This is a genomic window from Legionella stuttgartensis (assembly GCF_977063405.2).
This window is the reverse complement of sequence record NZ_CDRUHA020000093.1, coordinates 210,320-227,146: the sequence shown is the minus strand read 5'-3', so window position 1 is coordinate 227,146 and position 16,827 is coordinate 210,320. Positions and strand designations below refer to the sequence as shown.

Genomic DNA, 16,827 nt, shown 5'->3' with positions numbered 1-16,827 from the left:
TTCTAAATTTCCGGTTTTAATTATAAATTGCTTGGACGGAGGACTTCCTTATCACCAGTGGTGCGTCTATCCTCAGGGGCTACGGGCACAAAAAAGGCAAATTTTTCTCGATGGGGATATTTTGAAGCAGAATCTGGGCTGCGATTATATTCAGGTTGTGGGGGGCTCTGCTCGTTATTAGTAGGATCTGGCGTTTTCCAAATAGCAATTGCTTTAAGAACTCGTTCTAATATCTTTCCTAAAGAAACTAACCATTGAGGTAAGTATCCTGAATTTTCTTGCTCACTTTCATCTTGGTTCGGTATAGGGGTGGGTGAGTTCTCTTCATGATATTCGTTTAAAACCAAATCCATTTGAGCTAAATCTGTTAAAAGCTTTTCAGCATTATAGGTAAAATCATCCAAACTTAGCGGAGGTAATTCGTCTTCAAGTTTCTTTTTAATGTGAGTAGCTCTTGGATTTTGTTCTAGTTTTTTGATATAAGCATCAAGTTCTTCTAATTTCTCGCGAAAATCGATTTTGAGATCAAATCGTTGTAAAAGTTGTTCATATTTTTCAAGATAACTAAAATGCTGCTTCAGCAATGCCGTCTGGATAAGTAGGGCTTTGAGGAATGATTCATAACCCTCATCATCTGGATTTATTTGTTCTAATGATCGTTGTGATAGCTCAATGCTCGCAAATAACGCAGTGATTAATCTTTTTGACTTATTCACCTGAATAAGTGCTATAGAAGAGTCTATCTGATAGTTTTCAATGAACTTTTCCCAAAGTAAATTATTTTTTTTAACCGATTTAATTAATTGATGTTGGTACGCTTTTTCATCCTCTTGGGAAATTTTTTGGTTCGCTTTGTTCCACCAGTAGGTAATCGAGGCTGCAATTAACTCACAATCGGAAGTTTGAAAAAGATTCATCATGGTCATTTTATTTGCTTCAATAATTTTATTTAATGAAGCTCGAATCTCTTGAGGATCGTCCTGTTTGAATGCTTCTGTGATTTTTTCATGAATATCCTTATTCAATAATTCCACCGCAGTCATTTGGATATCAACTAAATCCGCTTTACATTCAAAAAAAGCATTTATCTTAGATACTGAATCATGTTGAGAAACATCTTTTAAAAGATCCTGCATTTTTAAGGCGAGGCGCTCTCTTTTTTCAGTCAGTATTCGAACATTTGTGAATTGTAGTGTGTTGGTATAACTTTCATAATAACGACAAAAATCTTTGAGTTCTAAATCAAAAGTACCTGCAATACGTTCTTCTTTGATTTCAATTTGATTAGGATTTTCCATATTGGGTAAATAAATCCGACCGGTGAAGCCCCACGGATTTCTAATGCGTATCATTTTAATTGGACGTATTACATCTTCTCCATCCTTATCAACAGGACGGAGTGTTTCAACAACGCCAACAATCGTATAAGCGTGAGTCGCCCTTAAGCCGGGGACCTTTTCATCGTATCTATGGGGGGTGCCTGCTGTTAATGATTCACCTTGGGCGAGTTTGTTTTTAATGTCGTTAAAAACTTGGAGTTCTTCAGGTGAATAAATTCCACTGAATAGTTCTTGATTATCTCTTCGTATGTCTTTTTCTACATCTTCATGATAATAAGTAAATAATTTTTTTAAGATATCCACTGCTTGCTCATTTTTCTCATCCTGTGAAAAATGCTTTATGATTTCTTCAAGACGCTGTTGGCTAGTACCGTGCTCATTGTATATTTTTTCCCACGCATCTTTGTTTTCTGAATAAAAATCGATTAATTGCAAACAGATTTTTTCCGCATCCTCACCAAAAATTTCTTCAAAGACCCTTATTCTCGCTGAGAGCATTTCTGTAATAATTACATCTGTTCCTGATTGGTTTTCTAGTCCACCGAGTTCTTGCATGAGCTTTTTCTGTTGGCTTAATACCTCCAATTGTTCCAACTCACTAGCAAAAAAGTTACCTATATCCCAAGCAAAAAATTTATCATAATTAATATAATGTTCTTTCGAATTGCAACCTGTTAATACTTTTAAAGCAAGAGACTCTGAACCACCTTTCAATGCACCACTCATTGATGCGTTCGTGTTTCCAAAGAATTCGGGAACGGATGCCGCCGCTTTTTCGATTATATCGACCCATAGAGCAGTATGGTTATTTAAGCTCCCTTTTTGATCCACGATGTAGGAATTCTCTACGCGAATATAAACGGGTTCCAATGTTTTAGGGTTGAATAAACGGACGGTTGTTGTCCCATCATCATTTTGCCTCAACATACTACGAATGTAGCTGACTCCATCGGGCTCACGCAAAATGGCTGCTAGTGAGGCTAATAGAAAGCAATCAGGTACTCGGGCTTGTCTAACATCTTCTATTGATGGGGAACCCTCACTAAATAAAGGAGAGTTGGATTGCTGATATTGTTCAATGGTATAGTCTAAATACTGACTCGGATCATCAAGTTCAACTTCACCGCTATTTTGATCATCAATGGAAATATTTCTTTGATTTTCAGGCAAATCATCACGACTTGAACCAATCGGTACATAAGGAGTTAACCTAAAGCGCTGTTTTTCTTCTGGTTTGTCTAAATTTAATGGTTGTATTATTGCTAAGCTATTCGCTTCTAAGGATTGACCATCAGGTAATGAAATTGTTTTTTTTATTTTTCCTCGAACACCGGGGAAAACTAAAGGAATAGTACTATCAGTTGGAACCACAAGACTTCCATGAGTCATAAAATTAAGTGGTAGCATAGCTCTCCAGTGAAGTCGACAAATAGATCACAATGCCCTTTATTATGTCATATTTATCTTAAGAGATCATTAAGTGTTCAATTTGCTGATAATAATGCGATAATGACCAAACTTTATTTATGTCATTCCCGCGAAGCGGATCTATTCGCAAACTTGGCATTGCGCCTAATTTATGGATGGATTCCCGCCTTCACGGGAATGAAATCCAATTTTTTCAACAAAGCCGTTTACAATAGGAACGAGGGAAGTTTTATGCGGGGGCACTTTCAGTATTTGCAAATACTAAAACTCATAAGAGGTAACAAGTTCCTCTAATAGTTGATGTGTTACTTCCGCAATTGCTTGCACTACAGGAGGGGAAAGTCTTTCATCTAAGGTAATGGCATTAATTTCGATTCCATAAAATAAAAGATTATCTGGTAATTCATTCAGTACACTGGCTAATTGTAGGGTTTGTAGAATACTGATGCCATGAGTTGAGAATCGCGGTTCTGAATCAAGAAGCGCGTCTTTTTGAAACCGATGAACAGTTCCAATTTCGCTCCCTGATTTGACTGCATCAATGATAAAAATCGTGTCGAAGCCACTAATTAACTCAATCAGCCGAACACCTGGGCGATCATGGCATTCAATAAGCACGTAAGGTGCGCTATGGGTATGATTTGCAAGTTGTCGTTTTAATTCCATTGCTACGTTCCAACCGGCTTGATCGTCGCCAAAAGGTGAGCCGATACCTAGTACTTTGATGCGGTTCATTTTCGATTCACTTTAATCGTTAAAAAATGAGTGGAACATGAAATGCAGGGATCATAGTTACGAATAATCATTTCACTATAGGCACGCAAGGATTCTTCATCCTGATTAAGGCCATATTGCACCAATGAAATACGTAAATCTTGCTCAATTCGCGCCTGATTTTGGCTGGTTGGCGGCACAATACGAGCAGTTATAACTTGTCCTTGATCACCTAGTTGAAGATGCTGCCATAGAGTTCCTCTGGGCGCTTCGGTACATCCAAATCCCATCCCTGCACGTGGCGTAATTTCAGGGTGTGCTTCTTTAGGAATTTCATACTGCTCCATAATGCGTATCAATTCCAAGACACAGAAATAGATTTCAACTGCGCGGGCCATGATGCTGTGATACATATTATGAGAAGGAAAATTAATTTTTAAATCTTGAAGCAGAAGATGAATAGGGGGCGGGAGATGGCCAAAACAATTATTGACACGTGCAAGAGGTCCTACGAGATAAGGTTTATTTTGTAACAAACAATGCAACGCAGTGGAGTAGGGGACTTGATGCTCCTTGAAATAAGCATCAAATTCATCAATGCTGATATTTAACCCATGATCAGAGACCAATCGTCCCTCATTAAACGGGTATTCTGTAGGATGATAAAGTGAGACACAAGTAAAGTCATGAGAGTTATCTGGAAATGACAGTTTTGCAAGCCAGCGAATCAATGCTTCGCAATCTTCGACGCGGGCTTTCGCTTTTTCTAAAAGGGTATTGATTGCCGTATGGTTAGGCGCTTTATAAAAACCTCCAACGCAGGCACCCACCGGATGCACGGAGCGACCGCCAAATAATTTAATTAAATCATTGCCAAAAGATTGCAAACGGATGCCACGTCTTACTTCTTCGGGATAAGTTTTTGCCATTTCAGGTGCTGATTTAAATCCTAAAAAATCAGGTAACGCTAAAAAATGAATGTGCATGCTGTGACTTTCCAGCCATTCACCACAGTAAAAAAGTCGGCGCATTTCCCGTACCCATGGGGAAGGTTGTATGCCAAAACAATGTTCAATTGCCTGAGTTGCGCTCATTTGATACGCAACCGGACATATTCCGCAGATTCGGGCGACAAGATCTAGAACATCAGTGTAACTTCTGCCTTCGAGAAATTTTTCGAATAATCGTGGCGGTTCATAAATTTTTAATTGTAATTGGGTGATCGCATTGTCTTGAATGTGGAGCTCTAACGCTCCTTCACCCTCCACGCGCGCCAAAATGGGAACGTTGATGGAAATAGTATTACTCATTGCTGATTTTAATTCCCTTAAAATAAGCACCTGCTTTATTAAACGCGGGTGCTTGATTATTAATATGCAAAAACTTTTGTGCAATAGCTTCTCGAGTCAGGCCTAGCTGTTCAAACCAGTTGCCTAAGGATTGAGGATTGGGATTTTCCTTGGGCCCATAACATGCATAACATCCTCGACCTACTGTTGGACATAGGGAGCCACACCCCAATTTGGTAACCGGGCCCATACAGGGTTGTTTTTGAGTGACTAAAACACAAACATTACCTTTACGTTTACACTCCATACATTCAGAATCTTGTTTGATGCGTGGCGTTGCATTAGATAATAAAAAACGAATCGCTTCTAATACTTGATTGCTATTTACGGGACAACCCCATAACTCCCAATCGACTTTAACATGTGCGGCAATTGGAGTTGAGGTACTTAAGCTTTGGATGTATTGTGGGGAAGCATAAATACTGCTTACCCATTCTTTGGTATTGGCGAAATGACGTAATGCTTGCACACCACCTGCGGTAGCACAGGCACCGATTGTAATAATGAATTTGCTGTTTTCGCGAATTTTTTTGATGCGTTGCTCTTCATCTGGGGTGGAAATACTCCCTTCAACAAATGCGATATCGACTTGTGCATCCAACTCGACTGCCCCTGCCTCTGAGAAATGCACCATATCCACTAAATCAGATAGTGTGAGTAAGGCCTCTCCTGCATTTAAAAAGGCTAATTGACACCCATCACATGACGTGAATTTATGCACCGCTACGCGTGGTTTCATGGTTGTTAAAATCCCGGTTCATTAAATAATTCTTTAATTTCAGAATAAGCAAATACAGGTCCATCTTTGCAAATAAAAACACCTCCGTATTGGCAATGTCCACATTGTCCTATACCGCACTCCATATTTCGTTCCATGCTCAAATAAATATTATCTTCCGAAATACCTCGTTGATTAAGTACCTTGATCGCGGTATTCATCATCATCTCGGGTCCACACATCATGACGATTGTGTTTTCAGGATTTAGCTTGAGCTGATCAATCATATCCGTAACATAGCCTATTGCCCACGGCCATTTAGGTCCTGCTTGATCTGCAGCAACATGAATTACAGTATTGGGTGATTTTTGCCAAATTGCATATTGTTTTCTAAATATAAAATCTTCGCTGTGTTTCACGCCTTGTAAGATACTCAAATTTCCATATTGTTCTCTACGCGCTAAAATATATTCGATAATCGAAACCGAAGGAGCACAACCTAGACCCCCTGTGAGGACTACAACATCTTTGCCTTTTGTTTGTTCAAGTGGCCATCCGCGTCCATAAGGTCCTCGGACTCCAATTCGGTCTCCGGGCTGGAGTTTTTGTAATGCTTTAGTTACTCGGCCTATAGCGCGGATTGTGTGGGTCAGAATATCTTTTTTTTCCGGGTCAGAAACAATGGAAATCGCGACTTCACCCACCCCAAACAGATAAAGCATATTAAATTGACCTGGGGAAAAGAGAAATTGTTCATGATGTTCGGGATCAAGAAAACGCAAATGCAAGGTAAAAATTGTAGAGGACTCTTCAATTTTCTCTACAATGACAGCCTCAAGTGGCAAATAAGGATCGAGTTTTGGGTTAATCACGTTTTTTAATCCTCACGTTGGATTCACCAGAAATCGCTGCTAATTCTTCGGTAATATCAATTCCCACTGGACACCAAGTCACGCACCGCCCACAGCCTACGCAACCACTGGTGTCAAACTGATCGAACCAACTGCCGACCTTATGAGTCAACCATTGTCTATAGCGTTTAGGTGTATCCTCACGAAGTACTTTTCCACTCAAATAACTGTGACCTGCGGTAAAGCAAGAATCCCATTCGCGCTGATGCTCGCTACAGGTGCCATCTAAACTGGGTTTTTCTACTTCACTATGACAAAAACAGGTCGGACACACTGAGGTGCAATTGCCACAGGATAAACATTTTTGCGCTACTTCTTCCCATCTTGGGTGGTTTAAGTTGGCAAATAATAAATCGCGTAAACCTTGTTTATTATCCAAAGGGATTCGTTTAGTTTGCATGTCTGCGGTGTGTTTTACAATGTTACTTACTTTGGTACATTGACTCTTTTTTGCTTTAGACAACTGTAAGCTTTCAATAATTGCTTGTCCCTGTTCACTACCTGAATTGACGACAAATCCTTCATCAATTTCAGTCATCAGAATATCAAACGAATTCTTGACTTCGGGGCCTGTGCCTGCTGAAACACAAAAACAGTTGTTGGAGGAATATGAACAGTTTACTGCAACAATAAATAAATGTTCGCGTCGTTTTTTATAACGTGGATCGGGATGTGCACTCTCAATAAATACTTTGTCTTGAATGTTCATCGCGGCTATATCACAAGAACGTGCGCCAATCATCGCAAGCGGTTGTTCCTCTGCTTGCTGTGGTTGGAACGATAATTTTCCTTCACTGTTCCGTTCTACTTTCCATACCGTTTCCTGAGGTTTAAATAAAAGAGGTTTGATTGCTTGTGGGCCATTGGCAAAGGCAAATGCTTTATGTTCTGAAATTTTTTCTAATTGATAGCCCCCTGGGGTTTGCTGATCACGAATCCCCCAAGGTAATTGCTCTACGTTATTTAGCACATCATAAACAATGGCTCCATCGCGTACTTGAGGGCCAACACAGGAATATCCTGCGTTATTCAAGGCGTGCAATAGACTCTGCAATTTTAAATAAGGCATGAAATAGCTTATTTTATTTGTGGTCATAAAATTCCTTGTAACTTGATGTGTAGCCTGGTGCAGCCGAGCGGAACCCGGTTAGGTTGGTTACTCACAAACCCCTGGGTTTCGCTCTGCTGCACCCAGGCTACATTGATTAATAAGCATTAACAAATCCGTGGTAATTGTTCTCCTGCCAACCAATCGACAATTCTCATACCGCCCAATTTTGTTTTTAACTGTACAAAATTCCGTGGGTCTTCAATCACTTCCCCAATAATTTCAGTATGTTTTCCCTGAGGATGTGCTCGCATTGCGGCTAATAAGGTATTCGCATCGTCAGGAGCGCAAATGGCTACTAGTTTTCCTTCATTGGCAACATATAAGGCGTCAAGTCCTAATAACTCACACGCACTCGCAACTTCGGTACGAATTGGGATCTTACTTTCTTCAATGATAAAACCAACATTGGATTGCGAAGCAAATTCATTTAATGTGGTTGCGAGCCCGCCACGCGTAGGGTCGCGCAAACAATGAATGTCAGGCACTGCATCAATCATATGAGCCACCAAATCATTTAGTGCAGCCGTATCGGATTGTATTGTTGTTTGAAATTGCAAATTATTCCGATGCGCCATAATGGCAACACCATGATCGCCCATATGTCCGCTAACTAGGATGCGATCACCGGGTTTCGCTCTATTACCAGAGATATGGACGCCTTCAGGGACCACTCCAATCCCCGTAGTGGTAATGAACACTCCATCTCCTTTGCCACGTTCAACTACTTTGGTATCACCAGCAATAATAGCCACATCAGCCTGTTGTGCGGCAGCAGCCATCGATTGAACAATTTTTTGCAAATCAGCCAGTGGAAATCCTTCTTCTAAAATGAAACTGGCAGAGAGGTATAGTGGTTTTGCACCTGACATCACAATGTCATTCACTGTTCCATGAACTGATAAAGAACCGATATTGCCTCCAGGAAAAAACAACGGTGAAATCACATGTGCATCTGTGGTCATGACCATTCGACCTGCCGATACTGAAAAACAAGCCTGATCATTTCTTTCAGCAAGCCAGTGGTTATCAAAGGCGGCTAAAAACATTTGCTCGATTAATTGGGTCATGGCGCGTCCACCGCTGCCATGAGTTAAATTAATAATGCCTTCTTTAAAATTGAGTTTTGGTGATTTTACTTTCTTGGTTAGTACTGCTTCAGTCATCATGCATTCACCCGCCCATAAGCATACACCGCAGCACATGCACCTTCAGAAGACACCATACAGGAACCTAATGGATTCTCCGGGACACATGCTTTGGCAAATAATTTACATTCTGTTGGTTTTTTTACACCACGCAATACTTCACCACAAAGGCATTGTTTGTGTTCTTGAGAAGTAAAATCAGGAATATCAAAACGTTTTTCTGCATCGAACTCAGCATACTCTGATCTTATTTTTAAAGCACTTTGAGGAATAAATCCCAGGCCACGCCATTCAAATTGATCGCGTAATTCGAATACTTCAGCCATAATTTGTTGCGATCGTAAATTTCCTAAACGGTTAACTGCTCGAGTATATTGAATTTCCACCTCACATCGTTGTTCATTTGTTTGCTGAACTAACATTAAAATAGAATGCAATACATCCAACGGTTCAAAGCCGGAAATCACAATAGGCTTGTTGTATTTTTTGCATACCGCTTCATAGGGTTGGCTACCAATTACAATACTGACATGAGCTGGGCCAACAAATCCATCGAGTTTAACCTCGTTGGATTGCAGTAAGTGATCCATGGGCACTGGTGTTAAGACGTGGTTACAAAAAACACTAAAATTACTAAGCTTTAATTGATGCGCTTGGCGAATAATCAGTGCCGTTGGTGGCGTGGTGGTTTCAAAGCCAATAGCAAAAAATACAATTTCTTTTTGTGGGTTTTCTTGAGCAATTCTCAAGGCATCACTTGCTGAATAAATCATTCGTACATCAGCACCTGTAGCTTTGGCGTGCAACAGATTTTTTTGTCCTGTGCCTGGAACTCGCAACATATCTGCATAGCTGCAGAGAATCACATTCGGTAATGCGGCCAAAGCCATTGCTTTATCTGTCGTAGCCATAGGCAATATACAAACAGGACAACCGGGGCCATGGATCATTTCTACATTATTTGGTAATAGGCTTGGAATTCCGTACCGATGAATGGCATGCGTATGACCACCACAAAACTCCATGAACTGGTAATGTCGGTCTGTGTCAACTTGCGTCGCAATTTCACGGGCGAGCGCTTTTGCAAAATTGCCATCTCGGAAGTCTTCAATGTATTTCATGCCGATTCTTCCTGTGCCATTTGAGAAAATAAATCTAGGGTTTTCTGTGCTTCGAGTTCATCGAGTCGTGTTAACGCATAGCCAACATGAATAATCACATAATCCCCCAATGCGATTTCATCTAATAATTCAGTTGAGATTTCTTTAGTGATACCACCCACACTCACTATTGCTTTGGCATCATCAAGAATTTGTATAATTTGGGCGGGTAACGCCAAACACATAAATTATCCTTTGTTCTTATTAAATTTGGATATGGCCTTTAGCGCTGCGCTCTTGTTCCATTAAGGTGTGTTTGGCAATGATGAGTTGTCAGTACACCTCAATTAAAAATTTCCGGCAATCCAGGCTTGTCCGAGAGAAATTCCTCCATCATTAGGAGGAAGAGCACGCGGAAAAAAAGAGGCGATGCCGAATTCATTTAAGGTTGTAGTTAATCTTTCGGTCAATATTTGATTTAAAAAACAACCTCCGCTTAATACTATCATATCAATTTTCCTTTCACGACAGGCTCTCTTAATCCATTCTGCAAGACCCGCAATCAGTGTTCCATGAAAAAGATTGGCACCGATTACAGGATTAGGGCAATTCGCCAACAATTCGAGGGTGGGCATCATATCTAAGCAATTCTTTTTTATTTGCCAGCCATTGGGGATAATTTGTACTTGAGTTACGAGACTTTCTAAGCGCATCGCTGCCTGTCCTTCGTACTGCGAGATTAATTGAACTCCTAATAATGCGCTTGCCGCATCAAACAAGCGGCCACAACTGCTTGTGGCTGGGCAGTTTATTTTTTTATCCAGCATCTGATGAATCAAGTGTGCTTGTGGAAACTCAGAGAATCGCTGTGTAATTTCATCGCGGCGTCCTAGAGAATGTAACACACTAGCTGCCATTCTCCAGGGTTCGCGCGCTGCTTTTTCTCCACCGGGCTGTAGGAGAGGCATAAAAGAGCCAATCCGAGTACACCTTGTATTTTCTAATAGAAAGAGTTCGCCACCCCATGCCTCTCCGTCAATACCGTAGCCATATCCATCAAGAGCCAAGCCTAAGACTGATTTTGTGATGCCATGTTCTGCGAGCACAGAGGCTAAATGCGCATGATGATGTTGTATTGCATAGGTTGGAATACCATAGTGCTCTGCAAAGTGTGTTGTATAAAAGTCAGGGTGTAAATCATGAGCGACTCGTTCTGGAGTTACATCAAGAAAACGTAACAAATGATTGAATGATTCATGGAAAAATTCAATGGTGGCTTTGTTATTTAAACTGCCAATATGTTGAGAAACAAAGGCTTCTTTACCTCGAGTAATGCAAAACGTATTTTTTAGATGCCCACCTACGGCCAAGGTTGGTGGAATTGCATAGGGAAGTTGAATTGGGGTTGGTACATATCCGCGAGAGCGGCGAATGAATACAGGAGTATGATGTATTAGGCGTAGTACAGAATCATCTGCGCGAGTTATAATTTGACGCGTATAGGAGACAATTTTATCAGCGATATGATTGAGTTCTTGTGTGGCAGCATGGTCGTCCATAATAAGGGGTTTACCGCCTAAGTTTGCACTAGTAACTACTAATATGATGTCTTGAAATTCGCTTAACCAGGCACAGCCGTTTTCATTTCCAATAAGCGCATTAAAAAGTAAATAATGTAATGGAGTGTATGGGAGCATGACTCCTAAACTGTTTAAACCCGGAGCAATTTGGGGATTGAACTCGTTTAATTCATCATTTTTTTTGAGTAAAACAATAGGGCGGGGCATACTTTCTAATAAATCTTGTTCCTGTGGATTGATTGTGACCAGACGTTTTGCGCTTAAACTGTTCGCAACCATAATCGCAAAGGGCTTCGCGTCGCGGTTTTTTCTTGCGCGTAATTTGGCTACCGCCGCTTCATTACGTGCATCACAAATGAGTTGGTAACCACCTAAACTTTTTAAAGCAATGATCTCGCCTTGCAAAATACTTTGGGCTACCTCTTCCACCGAACAGGAAAGTTGAGGGCCACAATGGATACAGGCAGTAGGTTGAGCATGATAGCGTCGGTTTTCAGGATTGTTATAATCTGTTTGGCAATCAACGCATAAAGGAAACACATCCATGGAGGTTTGATTGCGATCATAAGGAATATTGCGAGTGATGGTAAATCGAGGACCACAATGCGTACAATTCAAAAAGGGATAACGAAAATAGCGGCTTTGGGGATCAAAGAGCTCCTTTAAGCATTCAGAGCAAATCGAGACATCAGGAGTAATGATGGTATTGACTCTGCCTTTTTGGCTTTCAATAATTTTGAACAGTATTTCGTTGTCCTGTAAGGGGATAGTTTCCTGTTGAATATCATTTACTATAGCAAGTGGGGGTAAATTATCTTTTAAATGAGCGATAAAATTACCGGCCAATATCCCTTGTACTTCAATCAGCACCCCGTACGCATTATTTTGGATCCATCCAGTGAGAGCAAGGTGTTTTGCAATCCGGTAAACACAAGGTCTAAAGCCAACACCCTGAACCTGTCCTTGAATGATTATCCTTAATCGTTCGATTTGTTTAGACACGGTGATTCATTTGTTTTTGTCTTAGCCATTCATACCAATCATTCAAACCATCACCATTGTTTGTTGAAAGGGTTAGTGTTTCAATGCCGGGCTTAATTTGACGCGCGTATTTAATGCACTGTTCAAGATTAAAATTGACGTAAGGGAGTAGATCCATTTTGGTGATAATCATGAGATCTGCACAACGAAACATATCAGGATATTTCAGCGGTTTATTATCTCCTTCGGTTACGGAGAGAATAACGACTTTGAATTGTTCACCTAAATCAAATAATGCTGGACACACAAGATTGCCTATATTTTCGATGAATAAGAGCGAATTCTCGTTCAGAGGAAGATCCTCTAATGCATGACCCACCATATGCGCATCTAAATGACATACTTTTCCAGTATTTATTTGTAGGGCATTGCCACCACTGGCTTGAATGAGTTCCGCATCATACTGAGTTTGTTGATCACCAACTAAAACGGCAATATCCAACTCCTTTTTTAAATCCAATATGGTTTTTGCCAAAAGGGTTGTTTTGCCTGAGCCCGGACTTGACATGATATTCAATGCTAGAATATTTTTGTTAGCTAAAAAACCTTTATTATGGAGGGCAAATTGTTGGTTTTTAGCTAAAATATTTTGCTCTACATGAATCAGATGTTCGTCATGAACATGATGTTCGTGTTGATGCCCATGCTGATGCTCATGACCATGACCATGATGCTCCATTTCGTTATGTTCTTCAGAACAACCACAAATTCCACACATTATTCGACCACCATCGATTTAATTCGTAATTCTTCACCGTGAATAACTTTTAATGCATGACTTCCACAAACCTGGCATGCATCGTAATACTGTTGCAAAGGACTTCGTTTTTGACACGATTCGCAGAGTGCTTCCCCAGGAATATCAATGATGGAAAGTTCTGCATTCTCAGCTACGGTTCCTTTGGCAATTACGGTAAAACCAAAAATTAGGGCATTCTTCTCAACTGCAGCAAGTTGACCAATTTCTAAAACTATTTTTTTGATACGAGCACACTGTGTTGCATTCGCTTGCTGCTTAATTATTTCGAGAATGCTTTTACACAGCCACAATTCATGCATTATATGACCTGGTATTAAATTTCTAATTATACATTTGGATTAAATTAATCATACCAATAATCAAACTAAATGATGCAATCATAAGACCTGCAATTCGAGAGAATAAAAGAGAAACTGAATCAGCACGTTGGATTAAAGTAGATACAAATAACCCATTTAATCCGTCAGAAACCATCATCCCAAACATAAAAACGAACCCGAGTATTCCTGAAAATATCCATCCAGCCATAGCGCGTGCAGAAAGAGAAAATAAAACAACTTGGCTCACTGTGTCGAAGGAGAGGGCAAAGAGTGCTCCAATTAAGAGGATAAAAAAAGGATTAATGTTTTTTCTAATTAATTTTTTTGATAAATAGTTTTTCAAACTGGTGGGAAGAGGAGGTGTAGATGGGCTCCGGAACACATTCCAAAGATTTAAAAATCCAAAAATCAATAAAAAAGTAATCGATATACTGTTTCCAACTCCATCAAGCCATTGGGGAACCATTATGGGCTTCACCCCATTGCCAATAATTAAGCTAATTAAAATAACTACAATCCCATGCCCAAGAGAAAATAAAAAGCCTACAAATTTTGCTAGAGTTCGATGTGTACTGACTATTCGTGTCACTGAATCAATAGTTGCTAGATGGTCCAAATCAAAACCATGGCGAAGACCTAATAGGAATGCCATCGCGATTAAAAGTAGTCCAGAATCTTGCATAGTTAACTCTAATAGCTTGGGCGTAAAGCTGTGATTCCCGCGAAAGCGGGAACCATTTCTAGAGAGGCATGTGCTACTTTAAGAATAGATTCCCGCTTTCGCGGGAATGACAAGAATCCTTAACTTAATAGCGATGCCAAGTGCTGCACCTGACTATCATTAATTACAATTATTATTAACAACGCAGTTTACCAGACTGGTTGCAAAGTGATAATTATTATTTTGATCATGGATTACTTCCCAGTCAAAAACTCCACCAAATCCTGGATAAGTTCGTGGTGGAACATAGCTACCACAACTTGATGAACTTGCAACTCCAGTGCGTAAACATTGTATGGCTCGTTTGATTGTACTAATAACTGCTGCCGGTGAGCCATCACTTTGTCCTGATGCATTGGGCGCAGGATAACCAAGGACCACTTGAGATGGGGTTAGGTAACTGATGTACGGTTGGAATCCAGTTTGTTGTCCTGAACTGGTAACTGCAGGCCAATTTTCTAATAAGTCAGTTGCCATGGCTACCGAAGCATTAGGAGTACTTGTATTGTTTGGATCATAACAAATTAAGTCGATGCCAAAAGTACATCCTGCATTATACATTTGGATACCAACCCATTCTAAAGATTGATGGGTTTGCATTACCAAAGATGCATAGTTCCCCCATGTTGCATCAAACCCTGAAGTGGCAGCAACATTAGCAGTTTGCGGGGCTAAGGTAAGAAGCAAATTAGGGTGATTGGTATGCATTGTATTAATGATATTTGCTAAAACAGCAATATCACCAGTAGGATTGGTAAAAGTTCCACCTGCATTTAACCCACTCTCAATATCAATATCAAAACCATCAAAATGATATTGGGTTATAAGATTTTCTAATGAAGAAATGAAGGTTTGTTGAAATGCTGAAGGTGAAGAGGCAGCAGCTAATACCTGATGAAAATTCACTGTGGTATTTGGGATGCCTGAGGATGCACCACCAAGAGAGAGCAATACTTTAATGCCTGCATTGTGCAATGATTGAATGTAGCTTGCTGATACAGTATCAAAGGCAGAAGTAATTTGTCCGGGGGAGGTCGTGCTAAAGACCCCAAAAGCTACAAGAATGTGGGTATAACCTGCATTAGCTAGTGCGGTAGCAGGTGGTGGTGTTACCCAGCCTGGTAAGTAGCCAATAATTCTGCCTCCAGTAGTCGTGCTTTGGGTATAAGTAATCGTCTCTGTTGCAGAAGACGATGCGGTTAAAGGTTGTGGAGAATAACTTATTGTATAACCATTAACTGCTGCTGCACTTACGGTGTAAACGACTCCATCTGTTAAGTTTACATTACTTGTCCCTGTACCATTGACCAAAGGAATTGCTTCATTAACTGGTGCACCATTACCACTAGGAGTAAAGCTTACATTAATGGAGGCGAGCGAGGAGGGTGCTCCTGTTATTGTAATGGGAACACTATCTTGAGCTACTTGAACACAGTTATAAGTGAGTTGTACTGTAGGGGCCGAAACTGCTGCTGTAGCCGATGTTGGTGCAAATACTGGAGTACAATTATATCCGTTATATGCGATTGCAGGAGTAGAAAAAGTATAACTGACTCCATTAGCTAGCTGACTAATTACATTCGTGGTGCTCCAATGGACTTGTGCATTGATGGCGCTCTGATTATCCATCCTAGTTAAAGTTACAGTAGGTATAGCCGTATAACCCGATAACTGAGAGGGCAATGCAGGTAATGTGATATTGATATTTCCTGTTGTTGGCGCTGCTGTATAGGTAAGGGTAGAGGATACTGTCGTATCGGCTGTGACAGTTAAATTTGTAGGATTTGCTACGCCTTGATATACGACTCCATTACTATCCGTAACCGCGGTGGGTGAAACGGTATAAGTTCCGCCAGCGAGACCCGATATCAGTTGTTGTCCAGACCAGGGAACCTGTACCGTACTTATAGTTTGTCCATTTAAAGTTAAATTAACTACAGCATAGTTTTGCGATACGTTTGTAGGTTTTGCTGTTGCATTAATTAAATTAATATTGCCCGTAGATACTGGGGAATTTAAATAAACAAGAACACTATTGGCTATGTAATCTGCAGTAGGCGCCCCATAGATAATCGTAAAAAAACTCCCTTTAGGTAGCTTACTATTGGCACCAGGATAGGTGGGGAATTGTAACGAGAGTGAAGATAAATAGGTACCATCACTTTGGGACTGTGATGTAATTTGTAATGTATTGATTGGATAAGATAAAGGTGAAAAATTTCCCCAAAATGAGGTGTTTAAATTACTGCTATTAGAAAACGTTATTGTAGCGTTTTGAAAATCTACAGCTTGAGTACAGTTGTTAGTTATTTTCAATGAAATTGTTTGCCAGTTTTTTGTACCCGTTGAGCTCAAGCTTCCTGTAATACAAGAAGTGGGTTGAGGAGCAACAATTGGCGTTTTGGCAAATCCATCATTTAAGAAAAACAAAAAACCAACTAAGAGCCCTATTTTTTTCATAAATTCCCTTATTTTTCATAAAATTAGTTATTGTGGGGATATAAACAATAAAGACCTTTATGGGTAAATGCAAGAGTTCGTTGTAACAAAAAAGCACGGTTTAAACCGTGCTTTGAAGAGAATGGATTG

The 16,827-nt window shown here is 40.2% G+C and carries 14 protein-coding genes; all 14 read right to left on the bottom strand.

All coding sequences use genetic code 11. From position 1 onward, the window contains the following. Positions 1–20 precede the first annotated feature (20 nt). On the bottom strand, positions 21–2,747 hold the full coding sequence (locus tag ACWTEW_RS31140) for a C2 family cysteine protease (RefSeq protein WP_454781844.1): 2,727 nt from the start codon (positions 2,745–2,747) through the stop codon (positions 21–23). A 282-nt stretch (positions 2,748–3,029) separates the two neighbouring features. Then, entirely contained in the window at positions 3,030–3,503 is a 474-nt protein-coding gene (locus ACWTEW_RS31135) for a hydrogenase maturation protease (protein WP_454781843.1), read from the bottom strand. After that, positions 3,500–4,792, bottom strand: a complete 1,293-nt coding sequence (locus tag ACWTEW_RS31130) for a Ni/Fe hydrogenase subunit alpha (protein ID WP_454781842.1) — start codon at positions 4,790–4,792, stop codon at positions 3,500–3,502. Before ACWTEW_RS31130 ends, ACWTEW_RS31135 begins: the two co-directional genes overlap by 4 nt. Beyond that, complete coding sequence (locus ACWTEW_RS31125) at positions 4,785–5,570, bottom strand: NADH-quinone oxidoreductase subunit B family protein (RefSeq protein ID WP_454781841.1); 786 nt, start codon at positions 5,568–5,570, stop codon at positions 4,785–4,787. The genes ACWTEW_RS31130 and ACWTEW_RS31125 overlap by 8 nt, the downstream gene beginning before the upstream one ends. Positions 5,571–5,575: 5 nt before the next feature. Further along, positions 5,576–6,421 (bottom strand): FAD/NAD(P)-binding protein, encoded by an 846-nt coding sequence (locus ACWTEW_RS31120; protein ID WP_454781840.1) that lies wholly within the window; start codon positions 6,419–6,421, stop codon positions 5,576–5,578. Beyond that, on the bottom strand, positions 6,414–7,556 hold the full coding sequence (locus ACWTEW_RS31115; protein ID WP_454781839.1) for a 4Fe-4S dicluster domain-containing protein: 1,143 nt from the start codon (positions 7,554–7,556) through the stop codon (positions 6,414–6,416). Before ACWTEW_RS31115 ends, ACWTEW_RS31120 begins: the two co-directional genes overlap by 8 nt. A 119-nt stretch (positions 7,557–7,675) precedes the next feature. Then, positions 7,676–8,734, bottom strand: coding sequence for a hydrogenase expression/formation protein HypE (gene hypE / locus ACWTEW_RS31110; RefSeq protein ID WP_454782062.1), 1,059 nt, complete (start codon positions 8,732–8,734; stop codon positions 7,676–7,678). Then, positions 8,734–9,837, bottom strand: coding sequence for a hydrogenase formation protein HypD (gene hypD / locus ACWTEW_RS31105; protein ID WP_454781838.1), 1,104 nt, complete (start codon positions 9,835–9,837; stop codon positions 8,734–8,736). Before hypD ends, hypE begins: the two co-directional genes overlap by 1 nt. After that, positions 9,834–10,061 carry a HypC/HybG/HupF family hydrogenase formation chaperone gene (locus tag ACWTEW_RS31100; protein ID WP_454781837.1) on the bottom strand — a complete coding sequence of 76 codons (228 nt, stop codon included), beginning with the start codon at positions 10,059–10,061 and terminating at the stop codon, positions 9,834–9,836. The genes hypD and ACWTEW_RS31100 overlap by 4 nt, the downstream gene beginning before the upstream one ends. Before the next feature lie 102 nt (positions 10,062–10,163). Continuing rightward, positions 10,164–12,398 carry a carbamoyltransferase HypF gene (hypF, locus tag ACWTEW_RS31095; RefSeq protein ID WP_454781836.1) on the bottom strand — a complete coding sequence of 745 codons (2,235 nt, stop codon included), beginning with the start codon at positions 12,396–12,398 and terminating at the stop codon, positions 10,164–10,166. After that, entirely contained in the window at positions 12,391–13,155 is a 765-nt protein-coding gene (gene hypB / locus ACWTEW_RS31090) for a hydrogenase nickel incorporation protein HypB (protein WP_454781835.1), read from the bottom strand. The genes hypF and hypB overlap by 8 nt, the downstream gene beginning before the upstream one ends. After that, positions 13,155–13,496, bottom strand: coding sequence for a hydrogenase maturation nickel metallochaperone HypA (hypA, locus tag ACWTEW_RS31085; protein WP_454781834.1), 342 nt, complete (start codon positions 13,494–13,496; stop codon positions 13,155–13,157). The genes hypB and hypA overlap by 1 nt, the downstream gene beginning before the upstream one ends. A 22-nt stretch (positions 13,497–13,518) precedes the next feature. Further along, positions 13,519–14,199, bottom strand: a complete 681-nt coding sequence (locus ACWTEW_RS31080; protein WP_454781833.1) for a HoxN/HupN/NixA family nickel/cobalt transporter — start codon at positions 14,197–14,199, stop codon at positions 13,519–13,521. Positions 14,200–14,358: 159 nt separating this feature from the next. After that, positions 14,359–16,698: a glycosyl hydrolase family 18 protein gene (locus ACWTEW_RS31075; protein ID WP_454781832.1), complete on the bottom strand. Its 2,340-nt coding sequence runs from the start codon at positions 16,696–16,698 to the stop codon at positions 14,359–14,361. Between the last annotated feature and the right edge of the window lie 129 nt (positions 16,699–16,827).

What these genes read in the sequence shown, in the direction of transcription:
- ACWTEW_RS31130 (WP_454781842.1), bottom strand. Translation starts at nt 4,792, where the DNA reads ATGAGTAATACTATTTCCATCAACGTTCCCATTTTGGCGCGCGTGGAG.
- hypE (WP_454782062.1), bottom strand. Translation starts at nt 8,734, where the DNA reads ATGACTGAAGCAGTACTAACCAAGAAAGTAAAATCACCAAAACTCAAT.
- ACWTEW_RS31100 (WP_454781837.1), bottom strand. Translation starts at nt 10,061, where the DNA reads ATGTGTTTGGCGTTACCCGCCCAAATTATACAAATTCTTGATGATGCC.
- ACWTEW_RS31125 (WP_454781841.1), bottom strand. Translation starts at nt 5,570, where the DNA reads ATGAAACCACGCGTAGCGGTGCATAAATTCACGTCATGTGATGGGTGT.
- hypA (WP_454781834.1), bottom strand. Translation starts at nt 13,496, where the DNA reads ATGCATGAATTGTGGCTGTGTAAAAGCATTCTCGAAATAATTAAGCAG.
- ACWTEW_RS31080 (WP_454781833.1), bottom strand. Translation starts at nt 14,199, where the DNA reads ATGCAAGATTCTGGACTACTTTTAATCGCGATGGCATTCCTATTAGGT.
- ACWTEW_RS31115 (WP_454781839.1), bottom strand. Translation starts at nt 7,556, where the DNA reads ATGACCACAAATAAAATAAGCTATTTCATGCCTTATTTAAAATTGCAG.
- hypD (WP_454781838.1), bottom strand. Translation starts at nt 9,837, where the DNA reads ATGAAATACATTGAAGACTTCCGAGATGGCAATTTTGCAAAAGCGCTC.
- hypB (WP_454781835.1), bottom strand. Translation starts at nt 13,155, where the DNA reads ATGTGTGGAATTTGTGGTTGTTCTGAAGAACATAACGAAATGGAGCAT.
- ACWTEW_RS31075 (WP_454781832.1), bottom strand. Translation starts at nt 16,698, where the DNA reads ATGAAAAAAATAGGGCTCTTAGTTGGTTTTTTGTTTTTCTTAAATGAT.
- ACWTEW_RS31135 (WP_454781843.1), bottom strand. Translation starts at nt 3,503, where the DNA reads ATGAACCGCATCAAAGTACTAGGTATCGGCTCACCTTTTGGCGACGAT.
- ACWTEW_RS31140 (WP_454781844.1), bottom strand. Translation starts at nt 2,747, where the DNA reads ATGCTACCACTTAATTTTATGACTCATGGAAGTCTTGTGGTTCCAACT.